Source organism: Ensifer adhaerens (genome assembly GCF_000697965.2).
In the GTDB taxonomy this organism is placed as follows: Bacteria; Pseudomonadota; Alphaproteobacteria; order Rhizobiales; family Rhizobiaceae; genus Ensifer; species Ensifer adhaerens.
In genome coordinates this window covers 1,084,966-1,105,197 of the sequence record NZ_CP015881.1, presented here as the reverse complement: position 1 = coordinate 1,105,197, position 20,232 = coordinate 1,084,966, and the positions used below count along the sequence as shown (strand labels likewise).

The following is a 20,232-nucleotide window of genomic DNA, read 5'->3' as shown; positions in this document are numbered from 1 at the left end:
TAGCTTGCCATCGAGAGGTCGTCAGGGATCAGATCGCCTTGGCCAGCGTTACGGTAACGCTGAAAAGATGACCGAGCCCGCCATGCACGGCGTCGGTGGCTTGGTTTAAAGCTTGCGGCAGAGGGGGCAGCGATATTTGGTTCAACTCTCCTAGTGCATTTGGCGCGCCTTCATTTCGTGCGGCGGCCGCCATCTCGCGATCCTCGCGCACATCGGCGCCCTTGTGCACTGGAATACGATCTATCTCGGCCGCACCACCGTCCGAGCACGGGGAGGGATATTCCGAATTGCTGTACATGTCTTGCCACTGAGTTGAGAGCATCAATCTCGCCGGCGGAAGTCACCACAAACGGCTAATATCCGGGAGCGTGTCGAAAACTTCGTCTGCTGAAATCAGTGGGATTCCAAGAGCGAGCGTGGTCGCCGCCAGCAATCGGTCGAATGGGTCGCGATGCTCCCAGGCGAGGGTTGCCCCTGTCAAACAGACTTCCGGCACCAATGCCGCAACTCTGCCACCCTGTTCAGCCAGCAAGCTCGGTAAGTCATTGATAAATGGTTCCATCTCCGGCCACTTGCCGATACGGACTTTCTGCCCGATCTCGAAGAAACTGATGGGACTGACAAAAACGCTGTCAGCCTCCGTTATGAGAGCGGTTGCCTTGGTGGACAGGCGCATATCGCCTGTTAGTGACCATGCCCAAGTATGGGTATCGAGAAGCACAGCTGTCACACCGCGCCTTCCCAAAGAGCGAGCTCATCTTCACTCATAGGCTTAAAGAAATCCGGTCCCTGCCCTGTGACCCTACCCTTCAGCAGCCCGACAGTGAACTTGCTTTGTGGAATAGCAACGATCCGAGCGACAGGGGTCTTGCCCTTCGCTATGACAACTTCCTCGCCAGCCTTTGCTGCCTCGATGAGTTTGGACAGATTCGTTTTGGCGTTATGGATTGTAACCTGCATGGGAATCCCGTTTAGCTAACTTGGCTATACTTAGTGCTTTTCCCTCTGGGAATCCAGTCTCATCGCGTGGGGGCGCGAGCGAGGGCTACGAATTCAATAGAGACCGATAACGTGCTCGTTATCTGTCGCAAAGCCCTTTCTCATCAATTGCCGTGTTCGCGTTACATCAGCGTGAGGCACTAATGCCATGATTTTGAATATTTCTCGATTTCGACGATCCCGCGGAAACGTCTGATGATGGCGAGGATATCGTCTGCCGTAGGGCAACGAAATGGGGCTAGGCGGGAAAAGCGCGTTGCCAGAACTGCGAACCCGTTGCGGAGCGACTAAAGGGTACCCGCAAAGATCCAGGGGGGCCACCATTTCCGAGGCATCCTTACATCACGCCGAATGGCACGCTGCCGGCCGGGTGCCATTTAACGTGCTCACCTGAAAACTCCGCAACGGCGCACAGGCTTCCCACCAGAAGTGTCCGGATACCATAGAAGGTGATGGTGTCCTGCGCGTCGATCCGGAAATGCAGGCCCTGATCTGTCGGCCTCAAGACAGCGCGTGCGTCACCGAAGTCGAGCAATCGGTCGACGCCCGTAGTGCCGATCGAGCGGCAATAGTCGCCATTCCGGGCGCAGACCTTTTGGGTGACCTGTAGTGCGTGTTGGACCGGGACGAACGCCTCGGCGGTATGCTTGTACATCGAAACTCCTTGCTGCCAATCCGCGTCATTGGTGCTTCTATTTCCCCCTCGGCGGCTCCGCCGCGGCACATTCGTGGCACAGCATCGATTCCGGTGTTTGCGATATAGTTCGCTCGGCATCGAACAACTCATGCGTGCGATATTCATGCACGCTTTGGTCGCGCCCTCGACTACTAATTCTATTAGTCGCCTGAGCGCCGAAACTCGTGTCCAGTGGTCTGAAGCAGGATTTATTCGGAGAATGGAGATGGAGATATTAGCTGTGCCGGCCGCAGCGCGCGGAGAATTTGCTGACTTGATCGACTCGATGCATCGGCTGCGTGCGCGGGTCTTTGGCGACAGGCTGGACTGGGATGTAGAGATAAGGGACGATCGTGAGGCCGATGCTTACGATCAATACAATCCGACCTATATCCTGGCTGTTTCTGCAACAGGTGCAGTGGCGGGCTGCGCGAGGCTTCTCCCGGCTAACGGACCGACGATGCTCGCCAATACATTTCCGCAGCTCCTCTCATCGCGACGGCTCGACGCTCATGCAGGCATGGTCGAAAGCTCGCGCTTTTGCGTCGACACGGCGCTCGACGAGGGCAGGACGCGGGGAGTTCTCCACAGGACGACGCTTAAGATGTTCGCCGGCATAGTCGAGTGGTCGATGGCGAACGGCTATTATGAGATCGTCACAGCAACTGACCTGCGTTTCGAGCGCATTTTGAAACGCGCCGGCTGGCCAATGCAACGCCTTGGTCGGCCGTGTCCCATTGGCAGCACGATGGCCGTAGCTGGAGTTCTTCCTGCCGACGCCGCGAGCCTTCATCGGATTCGCGCTGCTGCCTGTCACCAGGGACACGCCTGCAGCACAACTCCGCTGCTTGAGGCGGTCCTCACGAGGGATCAGATCACAACTGACGCTGTGCTAAAGAGGAGAAATCTTTGAATTCCGCGCGACCGCAGATCCTGATCGGTTCGACCGATGCGGATTACTATCTGCTACTCGTCCATATCCTGGAATCCGAGGGGTATCAGGTCATTCTTGGTTCCGGGGTCGAGGAGATCGTCCATTTTGCAGGCGAGTACGATGTCGGAGCCATCCTCCTTGATTGTCGATCGGAGAAGATTGGGCTCCCGCAGCCTGTGTAAAGCTAAAGCAGGAGCCGCGGACATTCGGGATCACGACGGTCGGATTGATTGGACCTGGTGCGGAAAGTCGGTTTATCGATCTGCTGAAGGCCGGTATTGACGAGAATTTTGTAAGACCGATCGCTCCCTCCAAGCTGCTCGGCTTCCTTCGCGACCGTATCCTCCTTCCAAACGCGTCGGGTCCCATGGCGGGCGACGGTCGCATCCTCGCCTATGCAGGAATCGAACTGAATACCAACAGGCACAGCGTCAAGTGTTTCGGCATCAACGTCCACTTGGGACCGATCGAATTCCGGTTGCTTAAGTTCCTGATGGAGAACCGCGAGCAGGCGTGCAGTCGCGTACAACTCATCGAAGCTGGTTGGCCCGAGCGTCGTTTCGTCGACGCCAAGACGGTCAATGTCCATATCGGTCGACTGCGCAAGGCGCTTAGCGCGGCCGGTGGCGCAGATCTTATCCGAACGGTTCGATCGTCCGGCTACATGCTCGATCGTTCCAGTCAGGAGCAATCGCAGAACAAGCAGCATCGGCCGAGCGAAGCGACCGGCGGCTAGGACAGCATTCGGGCTGTCGAGAAGGAGCAGCTGTCATGGATCTGGTAATCCGAAATGGAGGTCTCATCACCGGCGACGGCAAGACGTTTCACAAGCGGGCTGCCGTGTATGTCCGGAAGGGAAGGATCGCCGGTATCGAAGTCGCTGAGGCTGCCGCAGGCGCTGAAATCGTGGCGCGAGAAACCATCGATGCAGCTGGCGGCATCGTTATGCCAGGTCTCATCAATGCCCATGCGCATGGATGTATTCGCGGGCCTTCGATGCCGAGTGGCTCGAAGCCATTTGAAGGCGAAGATGTTGCCTATTTCCGAAACCGCCATGTTCTTCAGGGAACAACGACCCTTCTCAACGTCTGCGGTCTGGCCATGGGGGACGAAATAGATGTCGACGAGGCAGAACCTCATGCCATGGATATCCGCATTTCCACGGCTCACACTCCGAAAAACATTGAGGCGGCGCTTGTGGTCGACGGCAAGGGACTTTCAACACGGCACCTGAGCGCGACCATAGATGACCTGTTGGCCTCCGGCGCAGTCGCGCTTGGCGAGGCAGGTGGCGGGCAGACATTGGGTGGTGGCGCGCAAGAATACAGGTTCATCCCGCAAGCGTTCCTGCACGAGTTCGGGGTCGAGGTGACGCCCGCTGCCGCGAGGCGCTTGAAGAACGCCGTCCTTGGCCGCTATCTTGATCCGGTAGACGGCCTATCGAATTCGAAACTGACCGACGAGTTAGAGCATTGCGGTCTTTCCGGGGTCACCGAAGCGGATCGCGTTCGCGACATCATTACGCAATCGGTGATGCCTTCGGTTGCCCTCTCGCTGGCCGGATTCGATGAAATCGCCCGCGAAGCCGAGCGGGTCGGATATCCCGCGATCTTCCACAACGCGGCACCATCTGCAAAGCGTCTGATGGCCGTGGTCGAGAAATACCCCAAGGCACGTCTCGTCGCCGGTCATAGCAATCACCCGAGCTTCCTCCCGGACGAGGCAGTCTCGATTGCCCAGAATCTGAGAAGAAAAGGGGCCATCATCGATGTTTCGACATTGGATTGTATCGGGACACGCTGGCGCAACGATCCCTCCAACCTCGACGCGCTGATCGATGCGGGCTGTGTCGACACCATTTCGACCGATTTTGCCGGCGGGCATTGGGATGGAATTCTTGAAGCGATCCAGCGTATGATCAAGAAGAAGCAATTGTCTGTGGCGGAGGCCGTTGCCCTTGCGACCGGGAATGTCGCGCGCGTCTTCATACAAATGGCCGGCGACCGCGGGCTGATTGAAAAAGGCAAGCGTGCAGACCTGATCGTTGTCGACCACGTTAATCTGAGCCGCGTCAGGCATGTCGTGATCGCAGGCCGTATAGTTGTCAGGAATGGCCGGCTTACTTGACGTTTCAGCCGGGGCTTGGCTATCGCGCCGACGCCGACAATGCTTAGCCGCGGCCGTAATTACGCGATATTGTCGACGGATACGACTACCACAGCCAACAATGGTCGAGGTTTCAGTCGATCAGTCGCATCCTCAGGCGCTGGAGGAGGGGAACGGCATCTCCTTTTTTCAGTGCCCCAAAAGCCTGCAGGACGGTATTTAGTGCCTTGGGAGAAAACTTGCCACGCGTCGCTACCGAGAACTTATCGATGAGATCGTCCCAGGCTAAGGGGCGCGCCTTGTCGCCGCGGGGCGAGGTCACCTCGGAGGTAATCACTCTGCCATCGGTCATTTGCAGGCATACCTGCGAAAGGGTCTCAGTTGGAAAACGGGCGTCGATCTCAGGATTGACCGAGAGACGAACCTTGCGGGCGAATTCGAGGAGGTCCGGCCTGCCCAACTGAGCATTACCGACCGGGGCCAGCGCCGCAGGTCCATCCACAACAGCAATCGCCATGCAATAGGGCAGGCTGTATTGGATCTCCGTCAATGTACTGGGAGACAGGGTGTTTGAAAGTCGGAGAGCCCATTGAAAGGTCTGAACTTCAATTGATGCGATTTGTTCGGTCCTGATGTCCGCGACTTCCGGGAGCGCCACAAAGGCATCAAGAGCGGGTTGGATGTAGCGGCAGCAGGAATAGGGTTTGAAATAGACCCTCGAGATCTCAACTGGATTACCCAAGTCCGCGATGATGCTCGGCCGGTCGAAGTGCGACGCATGATCGAGCAAATCCTGCGGCCCGGTAAATCCCCGCTCCGCGAGGCGCAATGCGGTCAGGCCCGTCACGACACTCCAGGGAATACCCTCCTTGACGTCGTTCCCGGTGAGGTTGGCATAGCCGGAGCTGCCGTTCGCCTCCTGGTTTGGTGCGAGCACTCCGGCCACAGCGAGCGCGTGCGCGAGCGCCGGGGGATCGGTTCTGTAGAGGCGGCCTGCGGTGGCCGCAGCAGCATAGCCGGTCCAACGTCCCGATTGTCGGCTTTTGATTGCTTGCTGGTTCTGCGCCACGGCAATGCGAATTCCGATCTCGTATCCGAGAGCGATTGCGGTCAGGAGGTCATCGGCGGATGAACCAATCGCAGATGCCACGGAGAGTGCTACGGGTATCACAGCCGCGCCGGGATGACCGCGCGCGGCGCGATGGCCGTCGTCGAAATCGAGTGCGGAGGCTGACGCAGCGTTACAGACTGCCGCAGCAGTGACCCCGAGACATTCACCCGTAAACCAGACTGAAGCCCGTCCGCTTCCAAAATCTTGCCGGGCGACCGCGCGCATTGCGCGGGCACTCGGAACATCGCAGCCGACGACGTAAGCGGTGACTGCATCCACAATACAGCAGGCGGCACCTAGCCTCAGATCGGGCGGCAGAGCATCGGAAGGATAATTCGCCAGATAATCTGCAAGGATCTCGGTGACATACATCAGCCTTCTCCGTAAAGCTTAGGCTGCTTGGCGTCAGTTCCTGCTAGATGAGTGGACGGACGATGCCGCGCCCCATCTGGCGAGAACCAGGTTTCGTAAACATGAGCGGCGACGTAAAGGTCCAGCATAGGCAGGCCAACGCACGTGACGAGGATCGGGAATTCCGATCCGCCGGCCGCGTCACAGAAATCCTTTAAGTTCATGACACCGAGCGCTGGGCCAAGCTGCTCCAATGTCGATCCCTTGCGCGAGAAATAGAGCGCCAGGCTTTGCGAGTTTCGCCGCGACACCATCGAAACGTCATCACAGAGCGCCAGTCCGGACCGAAGAACTTTTTGGATATGGCCGGATGGAGTCTCGTCTCCCCCAAGATGCAGAACAACTGCGTTTGGGCAAACCTCTGCGCTCTCAAACACCGGTGCGCTGGCATTGGTAGCGGTGATGACAAACCGGCAACCACGCAGCCTCTTATTATCCGCGACAGCCTCAAGCCGAATTCGAGGTGACTGTCTGTGTCTTTTAACGAGTTGGCGCGCGGAAGCGCCTGAGCGGCTGCGCACGAATATCTTCGAGACGATGCCGGCTCCGAAATGATCGAGCACTCTGATGATCTGATCGGCAATGGGGCCCGCTCCAAAGAGGAAAACAGAGAGTTCTTCTGTTTTGGGGAAGAAAAGTTCAAGCGCCATTGAGGCATAGGTTGCCGTTCTTGCGGCAGAGATATCGGTTCCGTCCATCACGCAAAGCGGGCGCAGCGTGAAGCTGTCTAGCAGCAGGATCGTCGACGTCGAACGCGGCTGACCCAGTCGACGGTTTATCGCATTGGCACCGACCACCTTCACGGCCGCATATCTGGCCCCGACGCTGGAAAGCGCAGAGAGCTTCCAGCCCAATCGCTCGCCTTGCAACCTATCCCGGTAAGCTTCAAACTGGGGTTGGTTCCATAAGGCGGCTTCGGGAAAGGACAAAACAGATTTCAGGCCATGGGCTTGGCCCAAGCGGATGTCGGACCAAGCTGCCCTGGCGGCATCGTGGAGCGCGGATGCCTCGAGACGGACGCCGAGGCGCTTCATTTCCGCAAGTGAAATGTATCTGGGTGTGCTCTCCATCACCGTTCTCCGTGGAATTGTCGACGTCATGCGACCGGGAGCAATTTCACATCTGGAACGGAGGGATTAAAGGAAAGGTTCGGATACATTTTTGTCGTCTTTAAATGAACGACTTCCGCCGCTGAGGCGCTACTGAGTAGCAACTTAGGCTCAAAGAAGATAAGCCGATGAGTGTGAAATCGTCGATCTCGTTGACCGAGCAGCAGGATTCGTTTGCCCGTTCGCTGGTGGAGAGCGGTCGGTATTCCAGCATTAGTTCTGTTCTTCAACATGGCCTGGAACTGCTACGCCAAAAGACCGAATCTGAGGCCGTCGAAACCGCAGCGCTCCGCGAATTGGTCCAGCAGCGATTGAACGGGCCAATGATTTCTGCGACGGAAATAGAAAGCCGCGCCGCGCAGATCGAGCGGAAGCGACGGGTTGTTCGTGTGGACTCTTGAATATTCTGAGGATGCCGAACGCGATTTCGAGTTGATCTTCGATCATCTGGTCGACGCCTATGTCGAACTTGGGGATGCGCCTGACAGGCGGTGGAGCGTACTGCTAAACGGATCCGCAAAGTGCATGTCGAGGTCGATCGTCTCGTCGATAAGCCCTATATCGGGGTGCGCCCCGATATTCATCCCGGGATCCGGTTTCTACCGGTGGAACATAGCCGCGCAATCGTTGTCGCGGCAATTTTCTACGGCGCGTAGGACCACATCAGAAATATGCTCGCACGTATGCTGGCGGGTTAAGATTCTTACAGCCCCGAGGCCCTTGTCAGATTGACCCTAAATCGGTCGCGTCGGCGGTGGTAGCTGCGGTTCTGCACGTGGCGCTCGTCGACGTCGGCCGAGGAGGGCAAGCCGGCGCGCAGCGAATGACTGGAGAATTTGGCTGCCCGCACGTCTTCGCTGAGGTCGCTATGCAGGCCAGGGGGAAGGACCGTGGGGACGCCCGTCCCCAAGGCGTTGATCTGCGGTTGCAGGCTTAGCTTGCGAACAAAATGTGTCATGTCGGTATATGCCGGTATCAGCTGACCAATACGCGAAGGAGCGTCCGGAGCGATCCCGCCTTATCCAGCGCGTACACGTTATCAATGGCTTCGCAAGCACCGCTGTCTCCCACGACCGGACTCGCAAGTCGCAAGAACTTACCCTCGAGAGCTGATTTCGGCATGGGGTTACTTGCCTCTCCCTCCGCAACGTCCACGTGCCTTTCGAAGCTTTGCCCGTCGCGCAACCGTAACCAAGCGCTTGCGGCGTGAGCGCCTCGAGGCGAGGCGTGGCTGGTATGTGGCCTGAGCTCGATACTGTCTTGAAACCGCCCGGCGATCTCGTCATGAAGCCAATCATCCACGAACCAGTCGGGACCGGGCTCGACGCCGAATACGGCCATGGCTATGGCGTGCGGTGCGCTGAACTGTGCTGCCCACATGTCCCGTGGACGCACTTTGCTAAATGGCGGTTCGCACACGATCGGAGGCGCGGTCACGATCATCTTGGCATGCAAGCCGTCGGCAGGATCAATGCCGGCCATACGGATGACGTCGCGGCTGGCCTGGACACTGCTTAGGATAAGTCGGCAGCAACTGAATGGCTTGAAGCCAACCCGAAGAATTTCGTAGGCGGCCCCCAAACCTTTGGTCAGTTTATCGAAACGGCACTCGTCGGCGCCCGCCATCCGCCAGAAACCTGTCTCACCCTCGAAGACATCCAAAGGCCCCTCGTAGCCGGCAGCGGCAAGGCGTGCGGCCAAGACTCCCATTTGCGCGGCCATGCCGAAGTTGTTCTTCGCCATCGAAGGCGCGTCTCCGTAGACGGTCTTCATGACGGACGCTACTGGCGCATTCGCAGCAGCGATCGCGATGGCATGCGCCGCTCGTCCGGCGTCGAGACGCATGAGTCTCGCGGCCGCTGCTGCTGCACCGAATATCTGCCAAGTCCCATGGCCGTGAATCGCCTTTCTGGGCTGAACGTGAGCCAGTGAGATGCCAACGCGGCAACTCACCTCATAGCCGATGATCACGGCCTCGAGGAATTCTGTGCCTGAAGACTTCGTGTGCTCAGCGACCGATAAGGCTGCCGCAATCACGGTGGCTCCGGGATGGCCCTTCTCGTAGATGTCGTCGAAGTCGAGCGCATTGATCAAAGTTGCCTTGACGAAGGCGGCAGCCGCCGGTTCGGCACAGCCACTGACAGGTCCGCCGGAGGAGGGTGCGACCTGGCTGTTCACTCGTAGGTTTTTCAGCATTCCAGCCGTGGGCAGCTGGCGCCCACCGAACAAGCAGCCAAGGGAGTCCAGAAGGCAAAGCTTGCTCTTGTCGAAAACGTCGCTCGGAACACGAGCGAGTGCTTCCTCGGCGATATAGCTGCCGAGCGTTTGCGTGATGAAAGCGGTCATATCGGTGTCCGATTACCCGACGATGGCGATTGGCGGTCCATTTTCAGGTGCGCGTTGTCTACGTGCTACTATAAGAAATTGGTGCCCCGAAGGTCTGCGCAGACGAGCTGCAAGAGGAATTGCAACGATCACTGCGCCTGCAACCTCGGTCGACGCGTGCTTGATCGACAAACGAAACCTTGTGCGACGCGGCGGGAATGAGCTTGCGGACTACCGCCACACGCTCGAGATCGAGGTGTGCGGAAACCACACCGACCTGATCGACGGCGCGGGCTACAACCTGTCCCCAGGGGTCGCAGACGAGAGAGTTGCCGTAGGTGAAACGGCGATCTCCGTCCGCTGCAGTGTAGCCTCCCCACTGACCACAGGCGACGAAATAGACCTGGTGCTCGATCGCGCGTGCACGGCAGAGCACTTCCCAGTGGTCCTTTCCCGTCTGTAACGTGAAGGCCGCGGGCAGAATGACCACATCGACGCCGGCGTCTGCAAGCGCATCAAAGAGCCGGGGGAAGCGAAGGTCGTAGCAGATCGCACAGCCGATCCTGAAACCGCCGGATTCGTAAACGAACAGGCTTTCTCCAGGCGCAACGGTGGCGGATTCTCGATACATCTTGCCATCTGGCGCCTCGATGTCGAACAGGTGAACTTTGCGGTAGCGGCCGACCTCGTTACCTTCTGGGTCAAAGACGACCGTTGTGTTGTAGATCTTCGAACTTCCATCGACCCTTTCGAGCAAGCTGCCGCCGTGGATCCAGACCTTTTGCCGGGCGGCGAACGTCTGCAACATGCGATAGGCGTCGCCGCCCGGCATATGATCAGCCGCCGCCAGTTTCTCCGCCATCGTGCCGCCGGACCAGTCGAAATGTTCCGGGAGAACGATGAGATCTGGTGTATCGCGTGCGATTGCCTGCAGCATCAGGCTCTCGGCCGCGCGTAAATTGCTGTCGCGGTCGGGTTGGGAGTTCATCTGGACGAGGGAAATCTTCATTATATGATCCGATCCAGTTCGAAGATGGAATGGCCGGCCTCAAGGTAGGGCCGGAGCTTAAGGGAACGCTGTTGGCGCTCGAGGGCGACGTCCGCGATGCAGCGCATTTCGGAGGGATCGGCAACGAAGACACCCTCCGTATCTGCTAAGACCGCATACCCGGGCAGCACGGCCGCCCCGCCGCAGGCGATCGGGACATTGATCGCGCCACCGATCTGGTGCCGGCGGCTGGTCGTCTTGGACGAGACTCCGCGACACCAGATTGGGAACCGGCTGGCGCCGATCTCCTCGATGTCGGTGCAAGGACCATCGACGATAATGGCGACGGCGCCACGCGCTCGGGCAGCAGCAACGACACCGCCGCCGACGCAGGCAACGTCGTCCCGGTCGACCCGGGAGATGACGAGAACATCCCCCGGGCGGAGCAGATCGATTGCCGTATAGATGACGGCTCCATCGCGGCTGGGCGCGGCGACCGTGACTGCCGTTCCAATTGCCTTGGCCGGAAAGACCGGCGCAATTCCTGCCCCAACAAATCCAAGATATTCGAAGTGGCCGATGGTTGCGGTTTCGACTCCCTCAAGCAGGGTTCGCAGTGCGTCCGGTATTGCTTCCGGCTGTTTTTCAATCTTGTAAGGCTGGGACATCGATGATCTCCGATCTGCCCTGTTGTTCACAAATCAGATCGGGCGCTCGCCGGATGTCGTCGTCCGATGCATAATCCGAATCGTGTTCGGGTCGAATGAATCGCGACGGTGCATCGTGCAACGGTTGTCCCACATCACGATGTCGCCGACGCTCCATTTTTGGACGAAGACTTCCGGCGTGTTGGTGGTGTGCTCCCAAAGCCTTGAGATCAGGTCGTTGCTTTCATCGAGCGGCAAGCCGACGATCCACGCCCCTTCCGACGTCCCGCCAAGATAAAGCGCTTTGCGGCCCGTCTCGCCGTGGCTTCTGACCAGCGGATGAACGACGCCGCTCCACTCGCGAAAATCCGCGCTCGTCGGTTCGCCTTTCCCAAGGCGCAATTTCCCCGTTTTGTCGTAGACGTTCTGGAAGAAGATCTGCCGCCCCTCAACAGCACTGCGTAGCTCCTCGGGGAGCGTTTCAAAAGCCTGGTAGGTCGACAGGAAATACGTGTCTCCCCCGGCAGCGGGAACCTCGATCGCCCTGAGGATGGCGCCGGCGGGCGGGCGTTCGTAGAACCATGTGTCCGTGTGCCACGTCGCCTCGCTGTTGCCGAGCGCGCCGCTCGGCTTGCCGTCCTTCATCACATTGCTGATCACCAGGATTTCGCGATGGATCGGGTGTCCGCCTTCCTGTAATTGCTTGGGATGGATGACGAAATCCCCGAAGTGACGGGAGAAGTCGACCTGTTGCTGGTCCGTGATGTCGGTCGCCCGAAAGCGGATGACGCCATATTGCAGCCAGTAGGATCGAACCGCCGCAATGTCTGCGTCGTCGTAGCTGGAAAAATCGAAACCGATGATGTCTGCGCAGACGTTGCTGTCATTCTGGATTGCCGAAACGCTTGTTTTCATGTGTGTCTTTCGCCTCCGTGTGGAAAGATCCCGGACTCGGGATCACATAGAGCTTAGCGGAGTGATAAATCGACATTCCAATATCAATTATTTCGCATTGATAATGGGTGACGATGAATATCACTATTGCTCCAGCAGTTGGACAGCGGAATGGGCGATTGCGAGGTCTACGCGGCAGCCGGGCGAGAGCTTCTCGAGGCGGGTCGAGCGGATCATGGACTTCAAGGTGATCCCGCCATCGACGAGCATCCAGGCCTCGAGATAGGCGCCCAGATTGACGACCTTTTGGACGGTTCCGGTCAGGCGGTTTGCCGGTTCGTCGAGGGCCCCTGCCGCATCCGCGAGCCTGACGGCCTCCGGTCTGATACAGCAGAAGCGCACATTGTCAGGATCAACGTCCTCTCCCCGCGTGGCTGTGAGCACTATCTTTCCTGCGCCCAGGGATACCGTCAGCTTCCGATCGCTCCCGTTCTCTGCGGATGCCGGGAGGATATTCGACTTGCCGATGAAGTCCGCCACGAATGAGGTCCTCGGGTGGGCGTAGATGTCCGAAGGCGCTCCTTCCTGCGCGACCACTCCGCCCTGCATGACGATGATCCGGTCGGACATGGCCATCGCCTCCTCCTGGTCATGTGTGACATAAATGAAGGTCATGCCGAGGTCTTCCTGGATCTCTTTCAGCTCGACGCGCATCGCTTCCCGGAGCTTAAGGTCAAGGTTTGAGAGCGGCTCGTCGAGAAGCAGCACCGACGGTGAGGGCGCAATCGCCCGAGCAACCGCGACCCGCTGCTGTTGGCCCCCCGAAAGTTCCTTCGGATACCGATCCTCAAAGCCCTCGAGATGGACACTTTTCAAGGCTCGTGAGACACCGTCGGCGATTTCCTCGCGGGGCCGGCCCTGCATCTTTAGGCCAAAGCCGACATTCTGAGCGACCGTCATATGCGGGAAGAGTGCGTAGTTCTGGAAGACCAGTCCGATTTTCCGCGCTTCCGGCGGGACGCCTTGCTGATCACGGCCGCGAATTCGGATCTGCCCGCTCGAGGGCGCTTCAAATCCGGCGATCATATTAAGGGTCGTCGTCTTGCCACATCCGGACGGACCAAGAATGCTGACGAATTTTCCCTTGGGAATGGCAAGGCTGATGTCGTCGACGATGCGGTTTGCACCGAACTGCTTGCTGACGGAAAGGAGTTCAATATCGATGGTGGTCATTTGCTACCCCCGTGGAATTGGGCGGAGAAGCCGCCGATCTTTTCGAAAAGGATGATTACGCCAAGGATGAAGAGGAGCGATGCGACATTCACGGCCGCAAGCACCGGATCCAGGCTGTATTCGAGATGATTGATGACGGTAATCGGAAGTGTCGTCTGACCGGGTCTGACCAGGAAGACGGACAGCGGGATGTTGTTGAAGGAAATGATGAAGGCGAAGGTCATCCCCGAGAAGAGGCCGGAGCGGATCAGCGGCAACAGCACGTATCGGATCCTCTGCGTGACGCTAGCGCCCAATACGCGTGCCGCGCGGTCCAGCCGCTTGTCGAAACCAAACATCGCGGTGGCCGCCATGCGCACGACGTAGGGCAACGTCAGAATGATGTGAGCCATGACAAGGCCGGGTGTCCCTAGCAGGTCGTAAAGTCCAACCGAGGACAGGAATAGGACGACGGCCACGCCCTTGACGATTTGCGGGACCGACATGGGTGACAAGAGGAACGCCATGATGGCGGTATGCCCCGGACATTTTGCGTAGGCGACGCTGTAAGCTCCAAGGACGCCGAGCAGTCCGCTAGCGAGCGATACGATGACGGCAAGTTCGACGCTGAGTAGAAACGGATCGAGCCAGCGGCTAGTCCATAGTGCCGCGTACCATTGAAAGGTCCATTCGCTTGGGATGAACGTCACAGCCGAAGTTGGACTGAAAGAGGCCGCAACGACGACCACCAGCGGAAGAGTGATAAAGGCAAGGATGGCGACAAGCGCCATCCTGAACAGATATGTGAGCAGTCGGTTCATCGGAGCCTCCCGAGATTAAAGGTGAAGTTTTTGGTGGAGGCGCGACTCCAGCCTGGATCCGACGAAGCCGGCGGCCAGCATCAGGATGAGAAGAACGTTCGCCATGACCGCCGCGAAGGGCCAATCGAGATAGAACAGCACCTGCTCGTAGACCATTGTGGCCATGACTTTGAAACCAGCGCCGCCAAGGAGGGCCGGGGTCGCATAAGCGCTTGCGGCCATGGTGAAGCCAATCAAGAAAGAGCTTACGATTCCTGGCACGGAGAGCGGCAGGATGATGTGCCGGATTACAGCAAGACGTGACGCGCCAAGAATTTGCGCAGATTTTTCCAGACTTGGGTTGATACCCTGGAGGCTCGTCAGAAGGGACAGCACGCCAAATGGCAGGATGACGTGAGTAAGCCCAACCACGACGCCGAAAAGGTTTTTCGACAAAGGCAAGGGTTCCGTAATCAATCCGGTCCACATCAGCGCGGAATTGATAAACCCGCGATCTTCAAGAATTATGAGCCAGCCATAGGTGCGAAGCACGACCCCCGCCAATTCGGGCGCAATGGCAAGCGCGAAGATGACCGTTCGCCAGCGCGACGTGGCGCGTGCCAGATAGTAGGCGAGAGGATAGGCTAGGACGGTCACGCAGAGCGCAACAAGGCCGGACATCACGACGGTGCGGGCCAGGCCAGCAAGGACAAGGTCGTTGCTGAAGAAGCGGCTGTAGCTCGCAAGTGTCGGGCTGCCCTCCGCTTGACTTTGAAAGCTGATCCCGATCATCATCCCCATCGGTATCGCGAAGAAGAGCACCAGGACGAGTGACGGCGCGATCAGCGGCAGAAGTCCCTTGACAGGGGCTCCGGCGGGCGGGGGCTTTGTCGGAGTGGAGCAAACAATGACGGCCATGATCTACCTCACTTGGCCGCCGCGACGACATCACGTTCCCATCGTTCGCCCCAGGCGGAAAGCCGTGTTGCGACCGCCGCGAGATCGGGCAACAGAAGGGCCTTTAGATCGGCCTCGGTGGTGATCTGCTTGGCGCGGATATCGGCGGGCACCTCGATGTCGATCCTGCCGCTGCCGACCTTGTAGCCGGTGACCCATGCCTCCTGGCTGGTCTTTTCGAGAAAGAAGTTCACGAACTTGAGAGCTGCGTCTCGGTTCGCCGCGTGCTTCGGCACGTTCAGGGTTGCGACCAAGGGGATAGAGCCTTCCTTCGGCAGAACATAGTCGACCGGCAAACCGCTATCGACGAGCAGCTGCGCGCGCCCGTTCCAGAATGGCATCGCCCAGACGTCGCCCCCTTTGAGGTACGTTTCCATGACTGAGGATGACTGCTCAAAGCCGATCGACTGTCCGGCGAGCTTGGCCATGGCGGCAAAGCCGGGATCGACGTTCTCGAGCAGATCTCCACCATGGGCGACCGAGAAGATCTCCATCAGGTAGGCGGCCATCACGTTTTGGAATGTCGGCAGGATGATTTTGCCCTTGAGGCCATCATCCAAGAGCGCGTTCCAGGAATTTGGACGATCTGCCAGCTTGTCCGTCCGGTAAAGAAGCGAGAGATACTGTACTTCGTGAACCGCGCCGCAGGGACCAGCAACGCCGGCAATCACCGACGACAGACGCTCAAGATTAGGAACCTCCTCTGGTGAAAACTCCTCAAGCAGGCCCTCCTTGCACCCTTCGAGCGATTGGGAAGCGGTCATTACGACGACGTCGAAGCCAGGGCGGCCATTCGTCGCCTTGATCTTGGCGTAATCCTGGGAGGCGGAACCGACGGCGTCGTAGATTACCTTTATCCCGAACTTGGCCTCGAAAGGCTCAATGATCCGCTCCCGAATGATAGTTTCGTACGGCCCGCCATAGCTGTTGACGATGAGCGTTTCGGCGTGGCCGTTCGCAGCGATAACCATTGATACGATCGCGGGCGCGCACAGCGCAGTGTACTTCATGACGATCCCCTTTGTTGGTGTTGTCGGTACGGTGACATTGCGCCAGCCAGTCTTGCGATCTCCAATATCGATTTCCCGGTATTGATACTGAAATCATATCAATCGTGTTGCATTCGCTGAACTGGCCGACGGCTCAAAGCGGATTCGGTCTTGAGGGCCTCAAGCTCTATGAATCCGCGCTTGGGTTTAGGCGCGTTGCCACAGGCAGCCGCTCTGTCACCCCGGCTGGCAGATTTCGTTGATTAGGCGTGGATTGGCTTTCAGGGATTTGAAGATATGAAGCCAGAACCGGTAATGGCTTTCGCGATTGAGATCCCTGGCCTCGAATGCGCGCTTGGCCGCAGCGGTCACGGCGTCGCAGCCGTAAAACTCCATCGCAAGTTCCACAGCCGCCGCCACCGCGACGTCATGTTGCGCACCCGCCTCGTTTGACGGTTCCAGTACATTCTTCAAAGGTTTCGACATGGCGACTCTCCTGTGAGAGTCCGGCGAGGAAATGTGGCCGGACGGTCTCACAGCGAAGATCGCGTCGTCCGGAAGCACACGGTGCCGCTCATATCGAACAGGTTGAATCTTAGCTTACTTCCCGCCCTGGGAGAAGTCCAAAACTCTGCGCTGAAATCTTTGGTCGAGCTTCTTTGAAGTTTTCGGGCTGACGCCCGAGATGATCTGGCTCCTGTGCAAGCTGTTAAGCGGCACCGGCATTGCGGATGCTGGAGCCTTGCCTAACTTGATCATCTCTCAGTTGGAGGCACCCCTAAGTTGCTTTGAGGTCGCGTCCAGCCAGTTTTCAACCCGAAGGTTGGGAATGCGCGTGAACTCACGGGCATTGGCTGTGACGAGGACTGCGCCTGCGGCACAGGCATGAGCAGCGATCAATAGGTCATTTGGGCCGATTGGTTTGCCTGCAGCTTCCAACTCAGTGCGGATGTTGCCGTACTTGGCGTCGGCGGGCACGTCGAGCGCGAGCACCAGAATGCTTTCTAGAAGGGCTTCGATTTGGGCAAGCAGCTTTGGGGAACCCTTCTTGGCGCATCCATAACGCAATTCTGCCGCCGTTATGATGCTGACGCAGATTGCCTCCGACCCGACCGCCGCAATACGTTCAGCGACCTGCCCTCTCGGGTTCCGAGCCAACTCGGACACGATATTTGTGTCCAGCATGAAAAGGTTGCTCACAGGTCGATTTCCTTGGCGGGCAACAAAGTCTCGTCAATATCCGGGAACTGATCTTCAGGCCCAAGAGGATCCAGACCTGCCAAGACTTCCAGCAGGTTCTTGCGACGCAGCGGCTCTATTATGAGCCGATCCCCGTCGCGATGGATCATCACTCGATCGCCAGGAAGCTCAAAGTCAGCCGGGATGCGAACAGCCTGGCTCTTGTTATTCCGGAAGAGCTTAGCTTCCCTCGCAGGAGGTTCGTTGTGTCTAATCTGCGGCATAAAACTCTCCATTGCATATACATTTGCATATACACACTGACAAGTGAGGTTTCAAGTGAGAGCTTGACTTGCTCGGTGAAAGGAAGGTTTCCTCCAAACAGGATCGAGGCCGTGATAGCAGCCAAACTCGATCTCATGCGACCGGGGCAAGGTGGCAAAGTGTTGTTGCGTTCTGGTGCGGGAACAGATCGGTCTTCCGGTCGCGATCGAGGGATTTCGGAAAGCACTGCTGCAGCGCAAAGCCACGCTCGGCGACATTGCCAACCAGGCCGAACGTCGTGGTGTTGGCATCGTGATCTGCCCTATCTGGAGGCGCAGGCCTCCAATGTTTAGGGGAAGTCAAAGATGTTGGCGCTTCGGTGCACGGGTGCGCGCGCATATCAAAACGCTTGCAGTGGCACAATGTGACGGCGGTTGATGGTCGCGGGACGGCCCTTAATGGACAGAGTCGTATCGCGCTTTTCGCGTTCTGCCACGACCTTGCCCTTTGCGACGACACAAAGCCGCTCGGCACGCAGGCGCACCGCCCCGATGGGGTTGCCCGCATGGAGTACGACGAGGCTTGCGGATTTGCCCACGACTAGACCGAGATGATCGAGGCCCATAATCTCGGCATTGATCTTGGTGACCATGTCGAAGCAGGTGCGCATGTCTGTGGGCGAGGACATCTGGGCGACGTGCATTCCCATGAAGGCGACGTCGAGCATATCGGCTGTACCGAGGGAATACCAGGGATCGAGCACGCAATCCTGACCCCAACCGGTGCGGATGCCGGCCTTCAGCATCTCGGGCACTCGCGTCAGGCCACGGCGCTTAGGGTAGGTGTCGTGGCGCCCCTGAAGCATGATGTTTATGAGTGGATTGGGGATCACTGAGATGTCGGCTTCCGCAATCAGCGGCAGTAGCTTCGAGACGTAGTAGTTATCCATCGAATGCATCGATGTAAGGTGCGAGGCAGCTACCCGGCCTTGCAGGCCGAGCCTCTGGGTCTCATAGGCAAGCTGCTCGATATGGCGCGATAACGGGTCGTCCGTCTCGTCACAATGCAGGTCGACCATCAGGCCGCGCTTTACCGCGATCTCGCATAGTTCGGTAACGGAACGCGTGCCGTCGGACATGGTCCGCTCAAAATGCGGAATGCCACCGACGATGTCGACGCCCATGTCGAGGGCGCGGATGGTGTTTTCGCGAGCATTCGGCGAGCGATAGAACCCGTCCTGCGGGAAGGCGACAAGCTGGAGGTCGATATAGGGGGCGATCTCCTTCTTGACCTCTAGCAGTGCTTCCACCGCAAGAAGGCGGTCATCGCATGTATCGACATGGGTGCGGATAGGAGGAGACCCATCGAGACCGCCCAGTCGCAATAAGCTAGCGCCCGCTGCTTGACGGCCTCGTGGGTCAGGAGCAGCTTGAGTTCGCCCCACAGCGCGATGCCTTCGAGCAGCGTACCTGAGGCATTGATACGTGGCAGGCCGTAGGACAACGTTGCGTCCATATGGAAATGCGGATCGACAAAGGGCTGACTGACGAGGTCGCCCGAGGCGTCGACGACACGACCAGCCTCGGCATCGATGCGTGGCTCGATCGCGGCGATCCTATCGCCCTTGATGCCGATGTCGGCGACGTTGCCATCGGGTAGCGTGCCACCTTTTACGATCAGGTCAAAACTCATCTTTCGCCTTTCTGGTACGGGATCATCAAAGCTTTAGGGTATGCGGCACGACGTGCGACCAGGATCAGCGCCAGGATCGACAGCGCATAGGGCATCATCAGGAAAACCTGATAGGGCACGATGCCGCCCGAAATTTGCTGCAGACGAACCTGATAGGCATCGAAGGCGGCGAAGAGGACGGCGCCGATCAGTGCCTTTCCTGGCCGCCAGGAGCCAAAGACGACGAGTGCGATGCAAATCCAGCCGCGTCCATTGATCATCTGGAAGAAGAACGAGTTGAAAGCCGAGGTGGTGAGAAAGGCACCGCCGACCGCCATTAACGCGCTACCGACGACAACGGCGCCCATGCGGATGCCCGTGACCGAAATGCCCTGCGCTTCGACCGCTGACGGATTTTCGCCGGCAGCACGAACGGCGAGACCGATGGGCGTGCGATAGAGGATCCAGGCAACGGCTGCAACCGAGATGAATGCGAGATAGGTCAATGGCGTCTGGGTAAACAGCGCCTCGCCAACGACCGGGATGCTGGATAAGCCCGGGATCGGCAGGGGCTGGAACGGCTCGATTTTGGGCGGCGACGTCACTTCGGGCAGCGCAAGGCGATAGACGAAATAGGTAAGGCTTGTGGCAAGTAGCGTAACACCGATGCCGACGACGTGCTGCGAAAGGCCGAGTGGTACCGTAAGCGTCGCATGCAGCAGGCCGAACATGGCACCGAAAAGGGCAGCGACCAGCAAGCCGGCCCAAAGATCGCCGCCGGAATATACGGTAAACCAGCCGGCGAAAGCGCCTACCGTCATGATCCCCTCGATGCCGAGGTTAAGAACGCCCGCGCGCTCGCAGATCAACTCGCCCATCGTCGCGAAAATCAGCGGAGATGCTATGCGGATTGCGGCAACCCAGAAAGAAGCGGTGAAGAGGATTTCGAGCGCGTCCATG

At 58.4% G+C, this 20,232-nt stretch carries 22 protein-coding genes and 3 pseudogenes; 5 read left to right on the top strand and 20 right to left on the bottom strand.

Translation table 11 applies throughout. The annotated features are described in order from the left end of the window. Window positions 1-28: 28 nt before the first annotated feature. The 4 genes from FA04_RS24735 to rctB all read right to left on the bottom strand — a co-directional run bounded on the left by FA04_RS24735 (window position 29) and on the right by rctB (window position 1,654). Complete coding sequence (locus FA04_RS24735) at window positions 29-298, bottom strand: hypothetical protein (protein ID WP_127890604.1); 270 nt, start codon at window positions 296-298, stop codon at window positions 29-31. Window positions 299-340: 42 nt separating this feature from the next. Then, the gene (locus FA04_RS24730) at window positions 341-730 is read right to left on the bottom strand and encodes a type II toxin-antitoxin system VapC family toxin (protein WP_034800226.1); all 390 of its coding nucleotides are present in this window, start codon (window positions 728-730) and stop codon (window positions 341-343) included. After that, window positions 727-960, bottom strand: a complete 234-nt coding sequence (locus tag FA04_RS24725) for a type II toxin-antitoxin system Phd/YefM family antitoxin (protein ID WP_034800223.1) — start codon at window positions 958-960, stop codon at window positions 727-729. Before FA04_RS24725 ends, FA04_RS24730 begins: the two co-directional genes overlap by 4 nt. 376 nt (window positions 961-1,336) lie before the next feature. Next, window positions 1,337-1,654 carry an SMa0974 family conjugal transfer regulator gene (gene rctB / locus FA04_RS24720; RefSeq protein WP_034800220.1) on the bottom strand — a complete coding sequence of 106 codons (318 nt, stop codon included), beginning with the start codon at window positions 1,652-1,654 and terminating at the stop codon, window positions 1,337-1,339. A gap of 247 nt (window positions 1,655-1,901) precedes the next feature. Here rctB and traI point away from each other — a divergent pair, with 247 nt between their 5' ends. The 3 genes from traI (at window position 1,902) to FA04_RS24705 (ending at window position 4,736) form a co-directional block, all read left to right on the top strand. After that, the gene (gene traI, locus FA04_RS24715) at window positions 1,902-2,588 is read left to right on the top strand and encodes an acyl-homoserine-lactone synthase (RefSeq protein WP_082936557.1); all 687 of its coding nucleotides are present in this window, start codon (window positions 1,902-1,904) and stop codon (window positions 2,586-2,588) included. Window positions 2,589-2,751: 163 nt separating this feature from the next. Then, a complete protein-coding gene (locus tag FA04_RS24710; protein ID WP_234798779.1) occupies window positions 2,752-3,345 on the top strand; it encodes a winged helix-turn-helix domain-containing protein in 594 nt (197 codons plus the stop codon). 35 nt (window positions 3,346-3,380) lie between these two features. Continuing rightward, window positions 3,381-4,736: an amidohydrolase family protein gene (locus FA04_RS24705; RefSeq protein WP_034800217.1), complete on the top strand. Its 1,356-nt coding sequence runs from the start codon at window positions 3,381-3,383 to the stop codon at window positions 4,734-4,736. A gap of 112 nt (window positions 4,737-4,848) precedes the next feature. Here the strand turns inward: FA04_RS24705 and FA04_RS24700 are convergent, their stop codons facing one another. Together FA04_RS24700 and FA04_RS24695 are read right to left on the bottom strand one after the other, a co-directional pair. Next, a complete protein-coding gene (locus FA04_RS24700; RefSeq protein WP_034800214.1) occupies window positions 4,849-6,198 on the bottom strand; it encodes an MmgE/PrpD family protein in 1,350 nt (449 codons plus the stop codon). Beyond that, a complete protein-coding gene (locus tag FA04_RS24695) occupies window positions 6,198-7,307 on the bottom strand; it encodes a hypothetical protein (protein ID WP_064817037.1) in 1,110 nt (369 codons plus the stop codon). Before FA04_RS24695 ends, FA04_RS24700 begins: the two co-directional genes overlap by 1 nt. A 167-nt stretch (window positions 7,308-7,474) precedes the next feature. On the opposite strand from FA04_RS24695, the gene FA04_RS24690 reads away from it, so the two are divergent. Beyond that, on the top strand, window positions 7,475-7,747 hold the full coding sequence (locus FA04_RS24690) for a type II toxin-antitoxin system ParD family antitoxin (protein ID WP_034800211.1): 273 nt from the start codon (window positions 7,475-7,477) through the stop codon (window positions 7,745-7,747). Beyond that, window positions 7,728-8,002: pseudogene (locus tag FA04_RS35945) on the top strand (type II toxin-antitoxin system RelE/ParE family toxin). Before FA04_RS24690 ends, FA04_RS35945 begins: the two are co-directional and overlap by 20 nt. 47 nt (window positions 8,003-8,049) lie before the next feature. On the opposite strand, the pseudogene FA04_RS24685 reads toward FA04_RS35945, so the two are convergent. The 14 genes and pseudogenes from FA04_RS24685 to FA04_RS24620 form a co-directional block, all read right to left on the bottom strand. Beyond that, window positions 8,050-8,238 (bottom strand): annotated as a pseudogene (locus tag FA04_RS24685) (integrase); the annotation flags it as partial. Between the two features lie 83 nt (window positions 8,239-8,321). Next, a complete protein-coding gene (locus tag FA04_RS24680; RefSeq protein ID WP_051659538.1) occupies window positions 8,322-9,692 on the bottom strand; it encodes an MmgE/PrpD family protein in 1,371 nt (456 codons plus the stop codon). 58 nt (window positions 9,693-9,750) lie between these two features. Continuing rightward, window positions 9,751-10,680, bottom strand: coding sequence for a carbon-nitrogen hydrolase family protein (locus tag FA04_RS24675; RefSeq protein WP_082936554.1), 930 nt, complete (start codon window positions 10,678-10,680; stop codon window positions 9,751-9,753). Next, a complete protein-coding gene (locus FA04_RS24670) occupies window positions 10,680-11,327 on the bottom strand; it encodes an RraA family protein (protein ID WP_034800208.1) in 648 nt (215 codons plus the stop codon). The genes FA04_RS24675 and FA04_RS24670 overlap by 1 nt, the downstream gene beginning before the upstream one ends. A gap of 33 nt (window positions 11,328-11,360) precedes the next feature. Beyond that, a complete protein-coding gene (locus FA04_RS24665; protein WP_034800205.1) occupies window positions 11,361-12,221 on the bottom strand; it encodes a TauD/TfdA dioxygenase family protein in 861 nt (286 codons plus the stop codon). 123 nt (window positions 12,222-12,344) lie between these two features. Continuing rightward, window positions 12,345-13,433 carry an ABC transporter ATP-binding protein gene (locus FA04_RS24660; RefSeq protein ID WP_034800202.1) on the bottom strand — a complete coding sequence of 363 codons (1,089 nt, stop codon included), beginning with the start codon at window positions 13,431-13,433 and terminating at the stop codon, window positions 12,345-12,347. After that, window positions 13,430-14,233, bottom strand: coding sequence for an ABC transporter permease (locus FA04_RS24655; protein WP_034800199.1), 804 nt, complete (start codon window positions 14,231-14,233; stop codon window positions 13,430-13,432). The genes FA04_RS24660 and FA04_RS24655 overlap by 4 nt, the downstream gene beginning before the upstream one ends. 15 nt (window positions 14,234-14,248) lie before the next feature. Continuing rightward, window positions 14,249-15,130 carry an ABC transporter permease gene (locus tag FA04_RS24650; RefSeq protein ID WP_034800197.1) on the bottom strand — a complete coding sequence of 294 codons (882 nt, stop codon included), beginning with the start codon at window positions 15,128-15,130 and terminating at the stop codon, window positions 14,249-14,251. An 8-nt stretch (window positions 15,131-15,138) separates the two neighbouring features. Beyond that, entirely contained in the window at window positions 15,139-16,179 is a 1,041-nt protein-coding gene (locus tag FA04_RS24645; protein ID WP_034800195.1) for an ABC transporter substrate-binding protein, read from the bottom strand. Between the two features lie 216 nt (window positions 16,180-16,395). Beyond that, window positions 16,396-16,644, bottom strand: a complete 249-nt coding sequence (locus tag FA04_RS24640; RefSeq protein ID WP_034800193.1) for a hypothetical protein — start codon at window positions 16,642-16,644, stop codon at window positions 16,396-16,398. 276 nt (window positions 16,645-16,920) lie between these two features. Continuing rightward, complete coding sequence (locus tag FA04_RS24635) at window positions 16,921-17,358, bottom strand: type II toxin-antitoxin system VapC family toxin (RefSeq protein WP_034800191.1); 438 nt, start codon at window positions 17,356-17,358, stop codon at window positions 16,921-16,923. Next, window positions 17,355-17,621 (bottom strand): AbrB/MazE/SpoVT family DNA-binding domain-containing protein, encoded by a 267-nt coding sequence (locus FA04_RS24630; RefSeq protein ID WP_034800189.1) that lies wholly within the window; start codon window positions 17,619-17,621, stop codon window positions 17,355-17,357. Before FA04_RS24630 ends, FA04_RS24635 begins: the two co-directional genes overlap by 4 nt. A gap of 380 nt (window positions 17,622-18,001) precedes the next feature. Then, window positions 18,002-19,293: pseudogene (locus tag FA04_RS24625) on the bottom strand (amidohydrolase family protein). Then, window positions 19,290-20,231, bottom strand: a complete 942-nt coding sequence (locus tag FA04_RS24620; protein ID WP_034800188.1) for an ABC transporter permease — start codon at window positions 20,229-20,231, stop codon at window positions 19,290-19,292. Before FA04_RS24620 ends, FA04_RS24625 begins: the two are co-directional and overlap by 4 nt. Window position 20,232: the final 1 nt, after the last annotated feature.

What these genes read in the sequence shown, in the direction of transcription:
- FA04_RS24665 (WP_034800205.1), bottom strand. Translation starts at nt 12,221, where the DNA reads ATGAAAACAAGCGTTTCGGCAATCCAGAATGACAGCAACGTCTGCGCA.
- FA04_RS24675 (WP_082936554.1), bottom strand. Translation starts at nt 10,680, where the DNA reads ATGAAGATTTCCCTCGTCCAGATGAACTCCCAACCCGACCGCGACAGC.
- FA04_RS24690 (WP_034800211.1), top strand. Translation starts at nt 7,475, where the DNA reads ATGAGTGTGAAATCGTCGATCTCGTTGACCGAGCAGCAGGATTCGTTT.
- FA04_RS24660 (WP_034800202.1), bottom strand. Translation starts at nt 13,433, where the DNA reads ATGACCACCATCGATATTGAACTCCTTTCCGTCAGCAAGCAGTTCGGT.
- FA04_RS24705 (WP_034800217.1), top strand. Translation starts at nt 3,381, where the DNA reads ATGGATCTGGTAATCCGAAATGGAGGTCTCATCACCGGCGACGGCAAG.
- FA04_RS24680 (WP_051659538.1), bottom strand. Translation starts at nt 9,692, where the DNA reads ATGACCGCTTTCATCACGCAAACGCTCGGCAGCTATATCGCCGAGGAA.
- FA04_RS24695 (WP_064817037.1), bottom strand. Translation starts at nt 7,307, where the DNA reads ATGGAGAGCACACCCAGATACATTTCACTTGCGGAAATGAAGCGCCTC.
- FA04_RS24700 (WP_034800214.1), bottom strand. Translation starts at nt 6,198, where the DNA reads ATGTATGTCACCGAGATCCTTGCAGATTATCTGGCGAATTATCCTTCC.
- FA04_RS24640 (WP_034800193.1), bottom strand. Translation starts at nt 16,644, where the DNA reads ATGTCGAAACCTTTGAAGAATGTACTGGAACCGTCAAACGAGGCGGGT.
- traI (WP_082936557.1), top strand. Translation starts at nt 1,902, where the DNA reads ATGGAGATATTAGCTGTGCCGGCCGCAGCGCGCGGAGAATTTGCTGAC.
- FA04_RS24670 (WP_034800208.1), bottom strand. Translation starts at nt 11,327, where the DNA reads ATGTCCCAGCCTTACAAGATTGAAAAACAGCCGGAAGCAATACCGGAC.
- FA04_RS24735 (WP_127890604.1), bottom strand. Translation starts at nt 298, where the DNA reads ATGTACAGCAATTCGGAATATCCCTCCCCGTGCTCGGACGGTGGTGCG.
- FA04_RS24650 (WP_034800197.1), bottom strand. Translation starts at nt 15,130, where the DNA reads ATGGCCGTCATTGTTTGCTCCACTCCGACAAAGCCCCCGCCCGCCGGA.
- rctB (WP_034800220.1), bottom strand. Translation starts at nt 1,654, where the DNA reads ATGTACAAGCATACCGCCGAGGCGTTCGTCCCGGTCCAACACGCACTA.
- FA04_RS24630 (WP_034800189.1), bottom strand. Translation starts at nt 17,621, where the DNA reads ATGCCGCAGATTAGACACAACGAACCTCCTGCGAGGGAAGCTAAGCTC.
- FA04_RS24725 (WP_034800223.1), bottom strand. Translation starts at nt 960, where the DNA reads ATGCAGGTTACAATCCATAACGCCAAAACGAATCTGTCCAAACTCATC.
- FA04_RS24620 (WP_034800188.1), bottom strand. Translation starts at nt 20,231, where the DNA reads ATGGACGCGCTCGAAATCCTCTTCACCGCTTCTTTCTGGGTTGCCGCA.
- FA04_RS24645 (WP_034800195.1), bottom strand. Translation starts at nt 16,179, where the DNA reads ATGAAGTACACTGCGCTGTGCGCGCCCGCGATCGTATCAATGGTTATC.
- FA04_RS24655 (WP_034800199.1), bottom strand. Translation starts at nt 14,233, where the DNA reads ATGAACCGACTGCTCACATATCTGTTCAGGATGGCGCTTGTCGCCATC.